Origin of the sequence: Spirosoma endbachense (assembly GCF_010233585.1) — a bacterium.
Taxonomy (GTDB): Bacteria; Bacteroidota; Bacteroidia; order Cytophagales; family Spirosomataceae; genus Spirosoma; species Spirosoma endbachense.
Genome location: NZ_CP045997.1, coordinates 8,320,042 through 8,331,543, shown reverse-complemented (window position 1 = coordinate 8,331,543; position 11,502 = coordinate 8,320,042). Strand labels below are relative to the sequence as shown.

Annotated in this window: 10 protein-coding genes; 5 read left to right on the top strand and 5 right to left on the bottom strand. The window is 46.2% G+C overall.

Features of this window, described 5'->3' with window-relative positions:
* On the bottom strand, nt 1–2,253 hold a 2,253-nt coding region (locus tag GJR95_RS33825), incomplete at its 3' end, for a cadherin domain-containing protein (RefSeq protein ID WP_174260248.1).
* A 207-nt stretch (nt 2,254–2,460) separates the two neighbouring features.
* Nucleotides 2,461–3,003, bottom strand: a complete 543-nt coding sequence (locus GJR95_RS33820; RefSeq protein WP_162390059.1) for a phage tail protein — start codon at nt 3,001–3,003, stop codon at nt 2,461–2,463.
* Nucleotides 3,004–3,825: 822 nt separating this feature from the next.
* Between GJR95_RS33820 and GJR95_RS33815 the strand changes: the two genes are divergently transcribed.
* A complete protein-coding gene (locus GJR95_RS33815) occupies nt 3,826–4,149 on the top strand; it encodes a DeoR family transcriptional regulator (RefSeq protein ID WP_162390058.1) in 324 nt (107 codons plus the stop codon).
* Between the two features lie 296 nt (nt 4,150–4,445).
* Nucleotides 4,446–5,720 (top strand): serine hydrolase domain-containing protein, encoded by a 1,275-nt coding sequence (locus tag GJR95_RS33810; protein WP_162390057.1) that lies wholly within the window; start codon nt 4,446–4,448, stop codon nt 5,718–5,720.
* A gap of 202 nt (nt 5,721–5,922) precedes the next feature.
* Here the strand turns inward: GJR95_RS33810 and GJR95_RS33805 are convergent, their stop codons facing one another.
* On the bottom strand, nt 5,923–7,260 hold the full coding sequence (locus GJR95_RS33805) for a tetratricopeptide repeat protein (RefSeq protein ID WP_162390056.1): 1,338 nt from the start codon (nt 7,258–7,260) through the stop codon (nt 5,923–5,925).
* 335 nt (nt 7,261–7,595) lie between these two features.
* Between GJR95_RS33805 and GJR95_RS33800 the strand changes: the two genes are divergently transcribed.
* Nucleotides 7,596–8,018 (top strand): Hsp20/alpha crystallin family protein, encoded by a 423-nt coding sequence (locus tag GJR95_RS33800; RefSeq protein WP_162390055.1) that lies wholly within the window; start codon nt 7,596–7,598, stop codon nt 8,016–8,018.
* Between the two features lie 61 nt (nt 8,019–8,079).
* Here the strand turns inward: GJR95_RS33800 and GJR95_RS33795 are convergent, their stop codons facing one another.
* Entirely contained in the window at nt 8,080–8,745 is a 666-nt protein-coding gene (locus GJR95_RS33795) for a phosphoribosylanthranilate isomerase (protein WP_162390054.1), read from the bottom strand.
* Nucleotides 8,746–8,834: 89 nt separating this feature from the next.
* On the opposite strand from GJR95_RS33795, the gene GJR95_RS33790 reads away from it, so the two are divergent.
* Nucleotides 8,835–10,088 carry an MFS transporter gene (locus tag GJR95_RS33790; RefSeq protein ID WP_162390053.1) on the top strand — a complete coding sequence of 418 codons (1,254 nt, stop codon included), beginning with the start codon at nt 8,835–8,837 and terminating at the stop codon, nt 10,086–10,088.
* Nucleotides 10,089–10,186: 98 nt separating this feature from the next.
* On the opposite strand, the gene GJR95_RS33785 is transcribed toward GJR95_RS33790, so the two are convergent.
* The gene (locus tag GJR95_RS33785; RefSeq protein ID WP_162390052.1) at nt 10,187–10,396 is read right to left on the bottom strand and encodes a hypothetical protein; all 210 of its coding nucleotides are present in this window, start codon (nt 10,394–10,396) and stop codon (nt 10,187–10,189) included.
* A gap of 222 nt (nt 10,397–10,618) precedes the next feature.
* Between GJR95_RS33785 and GJR95_RS33780 the strand changes: the two genes are divergently transcribed.
* Nucleotides 10,619–11,458 carry an SMP-30/gluconolactonase/LRE family protein gene (locus GJR95_RS33780; RefSeq protein WP_162391971.1) on the top strand — a complete coding sequence of 280 codons (840 nt, stop codon included), beginning with the start codon at nt 10,619–10,621 and terminating at the stop codon, nt 11,456–11,458.
* Nucleotides 11,459–11,502 lie beyond the last annotated feature (44 nt).

Below are 11,502 nucleotides of genomic sequence, written 5' to 3'. Positions count from 1 at the left end.
ACTACTGACCGACAGGGTTAGACTGGCGGGTGTCTCGGTATCGGTAAAGGTGTTGGCTGGGATGAGATAGCTAAACCCACTGCCCACCGTGGCCGACTGGGGCGGGATAGCATTAGCCACACTGGGCGCTTCATTGACATTACTGATCGTAATAGTAATCAGTGCATAATTTGTCAGGGCACCATCCGATACGCCTATTGACAATGAAAAGGTAGGCGTAACTTCAAAATTTAATGCTGCTGAGTTAGCAACTTGCAGTGAATTCCCTGATAGAGCGAAAGCGCCATTTGTATTACCACTTATGATGGAATAGCTAAGTGTTGTTCCAGCGTCGGGATCTGATGCCGCTACCGTGCCCACTGGCGTAGTATTGGGCGTATTTTCATTGACAGTAAATGATTGGGGACTGATCGTCGGAGGTTCGTTGACATTAGTGACCGAGATTGTAAATGACTTTTCGAATGTCAGCGCAGGAGAACCATTATCGGTTGTGCGAATTCGAATCGAATAGCTGCTTTGGGCTTCATAATTGAATGTTGCCGCTGTTTGTAGCTGACTGCCAACCAGCTGAAATGAAGCATTGTTTGTTGATCCTCCGCCAGTTACCAGTGAGTAAGAGAAGCTTTGGCCAACGTCGGGGTCTGTTGTGCTGAGTGTGCCTACGGCTGTGCCGCCAGGCTGATTTTCGGCAACCGTACTAGCACTAAGTGCAATGTCGGTCGGCGCACTATTGGCTGTTCCAGTCGTAAAGTTGAATAGAGCATTAGTGAAAATACCGGCAAATACGCGCCCATCTGTATCAATAAAAACTTCCTCATCAGCCCGTAATGCATAGGCGGTAAGGTTTGCGAGTGTCGTACTGGGATCAAGAACCCAGGTCGTACCCGACCCTGTTACTTTGGCATTTCCTACGGGTACAGTTTCGACTATTACATTGTCAGAAGTGCGCACTAGATAAAGATTACCATTGCCTTTACTCACACTTCGGTCGAATGTTAAGGTCAGGTTCGTAGCTGGATTCACGCCCGTAGCATTGTCTGCCGGACTGGTTGAGGTAATCTTTGGCTGGCTACCCTCCTGACGAATGACCCGCCCAACATCGTCGTTGACCGTTTCAACAAGGTCCGGATCGCCATCATTATCATAGTCTACAACAAAAATAGAAGTCAGGGTGATATTGGCGAAGTTAATATTGTTGAGTGGTCCGCTGGTAAAAGTACCTGACCCGTTGGCGTTGATGGGCGACCCAAAGGTGCCATTGCCATTATTGAGAATTAAACTAATGCCGACGCCACTGACATTACCATCCTGATAGAGCATGTCCTGATCGCCATCGGAGTCTACATCGAAATAGAACCGACGTGCGCCAAAGCTTAGAGAGGGAAATGGGCTGGTCGTCAGATCGGTGGATGTGCCATTGCCATTGTTGCGAACGATCCGACCAACATCGTCGTTGACCGTTTCAACAAGATCCTGATCCCCATCATCGTCGTAGTCCACGATAAAAAGTGATGACAGGGTAATATTGGTAAAAGTAACGTTGTTGAGTGGCCCGCTGGTAAAAGTACCTGACCCGTTGGCGTTAATGGGTGACCCAAAGGTGCCATTGCCATTATTCCGGATTAAACTGATGCCGACGCCACTGACATTGCCATCCTGATAGAGCATGTCCTGATCGCCATCGGCATCCACGTCATAGTAAACTCGTCGTGCGCCAAAGCTTAGGGAAGGAAACGGGCTGGTCATCAGGTCGGTAGATGTGCCATTGCCATTGTTGCGAACGATCCGGCCAACATCGTCGTTGACCGTTTCAACAAGATCCTCATCGCCATCATTATCATAATCTACAATGAAAATGGAAGTCAGGGTGATATTGGTGAAGTTAATATTGTTGAGTGGCCCACTGGTAAAGGTGCCTGATCCGTTGGCGTTAATGGGTGACCCAAAGGTGCCATTGCCATTATTCCGGATTAAACTGATGCCGACGCCACTGACATTACCATCCTGATAGAGCATGTCCTGATCGCCATCGGCATCCACATCATAGTAAACTCGTCGTGCGCCAAAGCTTAGGGAAGGAAATGGGTTCGTTGGCTGGCTATAGGATACCGCTGCTAATGGACGCAGCAAAACCGGTTTGAGCGTTGTATGTAAGGTCGGAGGAGTAGCCTGGAGGCTCTCTCCGATCAATAGCAATACCAGAACCAGCCAGCCTCCCCAACGGGTGCATCGTGCCAAATAGTTGTTAAACATAAGCAGTTGAGTTTGATTAACGGAAGGTTTGTTTTGTTGTAGTTATTGATGAGCGGGCAGCAGCTATTGACTGCCAGATGACAGGAAGAAGGACCAGACAGATCTTCCTGATGGTGCTGATCAGGAGGGAATTAGGCGGGATATCTCGACGGAAACAGCAGCATTTTTCCGAAAAACGCTGCTGTTTCCGTTTTATGGAATCGTTAATTAATTGCGACTGGGGAATATGCCTTCGAGCGCGATACAGTAGTTCATCGCCAGAATCGGCTGTACAACGGGGAAAGGCTGATTCCCACCAGAAGGGCCGATAGAGTTTGGATTGGCTATTGCATTAGGCGTTGGACCATAAGCATTTACCGATACAGGATCGCCAGTGCTGGTTGAACCTGATGCGACAGCCATCACATTGTTTACTGGAGTAGCAGCGGTGGCGGGCGTACCCGCAACCATTAATGCGTGACTGTGAGTAGGCATTTGGGTGGAAATCAGGGTAACGTTTTCAGTACCGGTTACTTCACCAATAACGTAATTAGACAGGCCAGGCCCCTGACCCTGGCCCAGGGGGACACGACCGCGCAGATCAGGTAGTGCGAAAGTAGTTATTCCATCGCCCCCATAAGTAGTGCCCAGCAATGAAAACAGGGCCGTGTTTTGCGCAATAGAGAGTAATTGGCCCTGGCAAATCGCCCAACCGCGTGGAGCAAAGTTGAAGCCAAATAAAGCAATCATACCAAGAAATGGCTGATCCATGATAGTGAATGGTTAAAAGTTAGAGAAAAGTAAAGCGAGTATAAATACTTACAAAAAATTTACCTTTAGAGATAAATTCTTGTAATAATTGCAGAAATTGTTAATGAAAGCAACAAATCATATACACGTACTAGTACAAAAATGAAAGATTTAGTAAACGGTATATACCAAAATAATACACTTATATTCTATAGTTTTACTGGATTATTTAGTATGGATATCGAAACACAATTTCAAGTAAATCGAAAATTATTTATGTGTACATATAAATAAACTACAATCTATACTAAATAGGACTTTGGCTTCAATCCGTGCCACCGCAGCCACGGACGGTGGTTACTAATCAAGCCCAAACAAACCACGGTCCGCCGTGCGGTGGTACGGCTCCAAGCCAAAGTCCTACTAAATCGTGTAATGCATTAAATTATCCGTAAACCTCGTTATCGATAATTCGTTGCTGGCAACTGAATTAAAACGCGGCTTATCGGTACAGCTGATCCAAGAGTTACAAAAGGCCATGCCTGAGGTGCCAGCATTGATAACCATACTGGCTTTGATTAACCCATTTTTCTCAAAAAACAGCAGGCATCACAATGGAAGATGGCAGGTGAACCGTCTGCTTCTGGAACCGGCTCATTTACCGGTCGACAACCGTCATAAGCCTGTGACTATGATTAAGTTACCGAATAATTAATAATAATTCTTTTAAGTTTAAATAATACACAATAAAGATATTTTTGTAATTATAACAGTAGCTATTAATGAAAATGGCTACTGTAGAAGCAAATCAACCACAGTTTCAACTTTAATGATCTCACCCCCATGGACAAACAGCTATTAGCCACGGTAGTTTCTGAGGCAAAACCAGAATCTGGCCAACTTCATCGGTCGAGCGGTAATTTCTCGACCGATTCTATCACACCCGGTGCGCTCTACGTAACGTTTGAAGTAGTAGATAGCCCTAATCCCGATGCGATTCATTTTGACGTTATGCGGGATAAAAGTGCGGGTATTGACCCTGTTGAATACGAAAATGTGTATAGCGGCTTTCAAAGTAATAATGTTGAGCCGTTTCGGTCTTTGTACATTGCCAACCCTGAAAATGCTTCAGCTCCCTTTACAGTGAATGTTTACAGTATTTCATAGAGTATTTTAGGGAGATTCAGGCTAACTTTCATCGTCGGCATAGAAAGTCCTGATAAGGGTGCCGTAAATAAATTTATCATCAAATTTATTTACGGCACCCTTGCCTGTTTATACGGTTTCAATAGCCACAAATTGTTGGCCTTTAGGGGTATTTGTGCTATATGACATCATGTGCCGGTTTGTTTTATTGCGATCAGTATAACCCGGCAACTTGATCCTTGTGAGACTATATCGCCCAAGTGGAAAACAAACTGTAGCTCGTTTTAGTATCTAAGCCTCTTTAAACCATAATCGCTATGAAAACGTATATAAATAGGCAATTTGTTAAATCTGCACTAGGCTGGAGCCTGGTGGCTCTGGTCTTGCTACTGGCGGTGGCCTGCTCCTCTCTGCTCACTGACCATCTACCGCCTGATTCTCAGGCCGATCGCCGAAGCAAAGTTCAAAAAGCTGTCGATGGCGTTCGGACAGCCCTGGAAAAAGACCTCCAGAATTCGGTTCCTTCACTAAATGTGTTGATTCAGACACCTACTGAAAAAATACTGGCCTCTTCGGTTCCTCCCGGTAATACACCCGTCCTGGAAACGACTAATTTTCGATTCGCCAGTAATACAAAAAACTTTACGAGTACCTCCGTTCTGAATATGCACGAAGATGGTTGGCTAGATTTTAAGGCACCTATTACCGGCCTTATACCTGGTACCAACATGCCCTATGTACCTAATACACCCGCGTGGGATTTTCCGTATAAAAACTCGATTACCATTGAGCAGTTATTGCAACACAGTGCTGGTGTTTTTGACGTCGATAATGATCCTGTTCCTGGATTCAACGGAAAAACATTTACCGAAGCTACCCAACTGGCTGATCCTACACATCAGTTCACAACCGAAGAAATGATTCACCAGTTGATCATTAACAACCTTTCCTATTTTGCGCCGGGCACCGGTTATCATTACAGCAATACGGGCTATGCTATTCTGGGGAAGATTATCGAACGTGTGTATTCAGTAAAAAGTGGCAGTGCTAAAACCTATGGCGATTACCTGAAAGATTACGTAGTTGGGCCGAACGCGCCTGTACCCGTTGCCATTCATTTTCCTGTCCGGGCCGATGATACGGTATTGCCGAGCCCCCGCGTAGAAGGTCTTGAATTGCAACCAGGACAGGCCATCAACTACGGTGATTACAACATGAGTGCCCAGGTGGCCGAAGGAAATGGGTACGGTACCATGGGTGCTCTTAATGCATATATACGCTCACTAATGAAAGGACAGAACGTTTTAAAGCCCGAAACTGTGACCATCATGCAAACGGATGCGTCGTCGGCTAACCCAACCTATAGACTGGGTTGCACGTTGACAAAAAATCTGGGTTATGGTCATAACGGTGCGCGTATCGGTAATTTGGCGCTGATGGCCTACGATCCCCTCACCGACATATCGATTGTGGTTTATTTGCCATTATGGGATCTTACCAATGGGCTGGATTCATTTACAAAGTGCTTTAATGCCCTGTATGACGCGGCCTATGCCGCCAGATCGACGTTAGGTTATCCAGGTAAACCCTGAATAGGGCGCAACGCTTTACAAAGGGTTGATACGAAAACAAGGGCACTCTACTTGGTTATATACACGAATGGGTAGGAATCTAAGTCCTACCCATTCGTGTATATACTGGTGAAGCTGAAAGGGAAATTAGCCGGCGCTCAGATTAGTTACTGACACAACCTCATCCGGTAAAATCCAGACCAATTGCGAGCCAGTTCTGGTATTAGTTACAATAGTCGCTAATTGCTTTATAAGCAGGATTGTAGCCTAATTCGCCCGCTTTGGATAGGTCGAGACAGCCACCATTTTCATCACCAAGGCTATGTCGAATAATTCCGCGTACGTAGAACGCTTCGCTGTAGCGAGGGTTTAGCTTGATCGCATCATTGCAATCGGTGATAGCGCCCCGCTGGTCGCCCTGGGCCGATTTGATCAATCCCCGCGAGAAATACGCTTCGGCATAGGTAGGGTTCAATTCAATCGATTTGTTCAAATCGGCAATGGCTCCCCGCTGATCGCCCTGCTTGTTTTTACTGACCCCCCGCGAGAAATACGCTTCAGACCGTTCAGCAGAAAGCTCGCTGATACGATTCCGTTCCTGAACCAGGTTGCGCAGGTTATCGAGGATAGGGCGCGTGATGCGACCGGTATAAACCACCTTTGCGTCGGTATTCGAGTTGTTCATCTCAATCGCCTGCGTGAAATCCTGAAGCGCTCCCTTCTGATCACCAAGTTTGCCACGACAAAATCCGCGACCGTAATAAGCTTTGAAATTATCGGCCTTTAAGGTGATAGAGCGGTCGTAGTCGGCCAGCGCGCCTTTAAAGTCTTCCAGCTTTCCTTTTGCGTAGCCCCGATAAAAATAAGCTTCGGCATCTTCCGGGCTTAATTCAATGGCTTTGTTGAGATCTGTAATAGCGCCGTTGAAATCGTTCAGTTCAACTTTCGAGATACCACGCCCGGAAAACGCCTGGGAACGTTTGGGCGTCATTTCAATCACTTTCGTAAAATCGGCCAGACTACCCGAAAAATCATCGAGTTTCTGTTTGGTAATACCCCGGGCATAGTAAACCAGAACGTTGGCAGGGTCAAGCTCGATTGCTTTCGAGAAATCGGCCAAAGCGCCCCTGTATTGCTCAATGCGGCTCCGGCTGCTACCTCGGCTATAATACGCCTGAGGGTCGTCGGGGTTTAATTCGATGGATCGGCTGAAGTCCAGAAGCGCACCCCGATGGTCATCCTGTTTGCTTTTACTGGCACCTCGGCTCAGATAGGCCATCGCATCTTTGCCATTCAGTTCAATTGCCCGATCATAGTCCAGAATGGCTCCCCGGTGATCTTTTAGACTTGCTTTGGCAACACCCCGATTGTAATAGCTTGCTGCATTTTCGGGGTTCATCGTAATGGCCATGCTAAAAGCCTGTAGAGCACCCGTGAAATCGCCGGATTTACTTTTACCGATACCACTTTCAAAAAAATCGACAGCGGTTTGTTGGGCCGATGTCCCAAACGGTAGGCAGAGACATAGTAGACTAATTAGCGGCAGGATAGGTCGCATCATAAGTTAAGGAAATTAGTGCTTGGTGAGTCGAATACTAATTGAGGGCCTAAAATTAGGCTTTCAAAACAGATAGGCAAAGTAATGATACTGTTAATTTTCTGTAAGTCAGTTCAGTGGCGTAAATCAGGCATCTGTTGCTGCTCAAATAAAACTGCCAGAAAGAGCCCTAAATTACCCATTATTGTCTATATTTCTGCCATTTTGTCTTTATTTTTATCGACTTATTGTTTAAATAGTGACAAAATGTCGTATATGTCCTTGTTTTTTGAATTGGTATGCTGTTTGCCAATAAGAGTATGTGTTCAAATAAGAACGATCCAAACAATAGAAAAAACATGGCAACTTTAGTTCGATATAACCGCATTCCAACGTTCTTCAACCCTTTTTACGGTCGCCCTGTTATTGACCGGTATCACAATGCAAGCCCAAACGTTCCTGCTGTGAATGTAAAGGAAGTTGAAACAGCATTCCAGCTTGAACTGGCTGCACCTGGTTTGAAAAAAGAAGATCTGAAAATTAACGTAGAGAATAATACGCTCACGATCGCTTACAAACCCGAAGCAAAAGCTGACGAAACAGGCCCTAAATTTACCCGGCACGAGTTTGGCTTTAACGCCTTCGAACGGAGTTTCCGCCTGCCCAAAACAGTCAATGCCGACGAAATTAAGGCTTCTTATACCGACGGTATCCTGACGGTTGAATTACCTAAAATTGACGTGAAAGAAGAGAAAGTAGTGAAAGAAATTGCAATTGCTTAATTGAGTAGTCAGGCAATTAGAGTCAACTGGGAATTGGTAGCTACCAATTCCCAGTTTTGTTTTATCCCAATACGATACGAACAAAGGCTTCCAGTTTTTTTTCGTCTAATTGGCCATTTGTCCGGACGCCACTGCAAATGTCGAGACCAAACGGTTGCACGGTTTCAATCGCTTTTCGAACGTTTTCGATAGTGAGTCCACCAGCCAGAAATACAGGTACGGGCGACTGGGCGACAATTTGCCGACTGACTGCCCAATTGTGTACTCGTCCTGTGCCGCCCAGCTCTTTTACGGCCAGGTTTGGGTTACCTGAATCGAGCAGCAGGGCATCGACACCGTTCTGCACGACCTGTAGTGCTTCATCAATATTTTTCTCATCGATCACATGAATAACCTGCACCAGTTTAATGGCGGGTAATGCGTCACGAAGTTGTGCGTACGTTTCGGGCGGCACCGCATCGACGATCTGGATCGTATTGGCACCTACCCGCCGTTGATGCGCAATGATATCGCTGGTATTGGTTTCGCTTGTGAGCATAAACGTAGCGATGGGTGGAGGTGTCGAGTCAACAATCCGGGCGGCCAATTCGTCGCCAACCACACCGGGGCCACTGGGCATTCGACCCACCAGCCCGAGGGCATCGGCACCGAGCCGAATAGCCAAACAAGCTTCATCGGGACTACTGATACAGCAAATTTTAATCCGTGTTCTGAACGGAGATTCCATTAGAAGTTGCGCTTTTCTTGATTTGATAATCGAAAGTAGGGACAAAAAATAAAATTAATGGGTTAATCAGACAAGCAGCTTTCCAAAATATGGTTACCGACAGTTCCCCAACTGATACCTACGCATCCTTACGAATTCCTGACTTTCGCTATTTTGTGATGAACAGTTTCCTGATGACAGTTACATTACTGATCCAGGAAGTCATTCTAGGCTACGAACTCTATAAAATCACACACGATCCGCTGGCTTTAGGTCTGGTTGGACTGGCCGAAGCCCTGCCTTTTATTGCCATATCGCTTTTTGGTGGCCATCTGGCCGACCGACGCGATAAAAAGCGGATTCTTCAGTGGAGTTCACTGGTCATTTTATTCGGTTCGGTGATCTTATACCTTGTTTTTCAGCCGTCGGTTGTGGCTGGTCTGTCGCAGACGGCACGATTAGCCACGATTTATGGTGTACTGATGCTGATTGGTACGGCCAAAGGGTTTTATTCGCCCGCCAGTTCGTCGCTAAAACCGTTTTTAGTACCACGTGAGCTCTATACAAACTCAGCTACGTGGAGCAGTTCATTCTGGCAGGCAGGAGCAATTGTGGGGCCCGGTGTGGCTGGATTTATCTACAATTGGGTGGGCTTCGATAATACATTGATCGTAGTCATTGGCCTGTTTGCCATTTGTTTAGTCCTGATCAGTTTTATTAAGCCCAAGCCTGTACCCGTTACGAATGCGCCTGCCCAGCGGCTAACTGAAAGCCTTAAAGAAGGGTTTCGGTTTGTCTTTAAAACCCAGATTGTCCTGTACGCGATCTCTCTCGATTTGTTTTCTGTCCTTTTTGGGGGCGTAGTGGCCATTTTACCGGTTTTTGCCGAAGATATTCTGAAAGTTGGTGCTGAAGGATTGGGGTTCCTGCGGGCGGCTCCTTCCGTTGGGGCATTGCTTACCATGGCCTTTATGACGAAATACCCACCAACGCATAATGCCTGGCGGAATATGTTGTTGGCAGTGGCTGGTTTTGGAGTTACAACGATTATCTTTTCGGTATCGACAAATTTTTACCTCTCCCTTGTCATGCTGGCATTGACAGGAGCGTTCGATAGCGTGAGCGTGATTATCCGGCAAACGATATTGCAGATATTCCCGCCCGACCACATGCGCGGACGCGTGGCGGCCGTGAATGGTATCTTTGTTAGTTCATCCAACGAAATAGGTGCTTTTGAATCGGGATTGATGGCCCGATTGCTGGGCACTGTGCCTTCAGTTGCATTAGGTGGGGTTGTTACGTTGGCCGTCGTAACGTACGTATATGCCAAATCGAAGGAGTTATTTGCCGTGAGGCTGGGCTAAGTTGCTCAACCGACAGGTTTGAAAACGATACAGGCACTCGCCCGGCTACCAGTTGGGTAACAAGTAATCGGGCGAGTGGTGCGCTGAATAGTTGCCTTTTAATGCGGGACAGGAGAAGGTATAAAGTCGCGAACAAACGCATTGACATCGATCTGTTTATCGAGAAGGACGCGTTCGTTGAAAATCTCCCAAAAGAGTTCGTCAGAAAGCTGATAATTACGCTGTAACTGGACCATATCGCGGATGCTTTCCTTGAGTTCCCCGACTTGCGGTTGCACCTGATAAGTGCGGGATTGGTAATTTTCCATGACTTTTGCTTTTAGCGTGCGAGATTCTAAACACCCTCTATTTTATATTGTTTTGCCTTTGCGAGGAGGTGATTGACAAGTGATTAGAATAATTATATTGTTTCCGTTTATTTTAAGTAGTAAACCAAATCTTACCCCGCCATCATACAACTAAATTTTTTTCAATTAATTTAAAACCCTTGATTGTCAAGCTGAATTATGAAAAAAGCGCTACTTTTTTCGATGTCGTTGCTCGTTGGGGCTGGCCTGGTTGCTTTAAGATCTTCTACTGCGCCAAAGCCCATCAAACTGGTAAAAGTCTGGGAAACCGACACAACGCTTCGAACCCCCGAATCCGTCCTTTATGATGGGCATAACACTTTATATGTGGCCAACATTGACGGGAAATCGGATTCGCTCGATGGCAGCGGTTTTATTTCTAAAGTGTCACTCGATGGTAAAGTGGAAAATCTGCGCTGGACGTCGGGCCTCAATGCGCCAAAGGGAATGGGATTGTTCAAAAAAAGACTTTATGTGACGGATGTTTATCGGTTAGTGGCCATTAATACAGAAACGGGGCAGGCCGAAAAAACGTGGGATGCGATTGGCAAGGGTGCTTTTCTGAATGATGTAACGGTCGATAAAGATGGGATTGTTTACGTATCAGACAGCCGTGCCGATAAGTTGTATCGCCTGAAAGACGACAAGTGGGACGTGCTGATGGAAGGTGAACAACTGAATAAACCCAATGGTGTACTCGCTGTTGGTAAGGATAAACTGATGGTTGGCAGCACTAAAATTGGTGCCTTGCGAACGCTGGATCTGAATACCAAATCGATGACAACCGTAGCCGATGGCATGGCCAATACGGATGGAATTGTACCAGCAGGAAAGGGAAATTATTTCGTCTCAGACTGGAATGGTCAATTGTTTCATATCAGTGCAGATGGCACAAAGCAACAGCTGTTGGATACGCGTGCTGATAAAGTTAATGCGGCTGATATTGAGTATGTTGCGAAGAAGAAATTATTGATCGTACCGACTTTTTTCAAAAACAAACTGATTGCTTATCGAGTCGAATAGAACGCATCTACGCACTAGTATCCAACGCCCGACCACACTGGTCG

What these genes read in the sequence shown, in the direction of transcription:
- GJR95_RS33785 (WP_162390052.1), bottom strand. Translation starts at nt 10,396, where the DNA reads ATGGAAAATTACCAATCCCGCACTTATCAGGTGCAACCGCAAGTCGGG.
- GJR95_RS33800 (WP_162390055.1), top strand. Translation starts at nt 7,596, where the DNA reads ATGGCAACTTTAGTTCGATATAACCGCATTCCAACGTTCTTCAACCCT.
- GJR95_RS33790 (WP_162390053.1), top strand. Translation starts at nt 8,835, where the DNA reads ATGGTTACCGACAGTTCCCCAACTGATACCTACGCATCCTTACGAATT.
- GJR95_RS33815 (WP_162390058.1), top strand. Translation starts at nt 3,826, where the DNA reads ATGGACAAACAGCTATTAGCCACGGTAGTTTCTGAGGCAAAACCAGAA.
- GJR95_RS33810 (WP_162390057.1), top strand. Translation starts at nt 4,446, where the DNA reads ATGAAAACGTATATAAATAGGCAATTTGTTAAATCTGCACTAGGCTGG.
- GJR95_RS33805 (WP_162390056.1), bottom strand. Translation starts at nt 7,260, where the DNA reads ATGATGCGACCTATCCTGCCGCTAATTAGTCTACTATGTCTCTGCCTA.
- GJR95_RS33820 (WP_162390059.1), bottom strand. Translation starts at nt 3,003, where the DNA reads ATGGATCAGCCATTTCTTGGTATGATTGCTTTATTTGGCTTCAACTTT.
- GJR95_RS33795 (WP_162390054.1), bottom strand. Translation starts at nt 8,745, where the DNA reads ATGGAATCTCCGTTCAGAACACGGATTAAAATTTGCTGTATCAGTAGT.
- GJR95_RS33780 (WP_162391971.1), top strand. Translation starts at nt 10,619, where the DNA reads ATGTCGTTGCTCGTTGGGGCTGGCCTGGTTGCTTTAAGATCTTCTACT.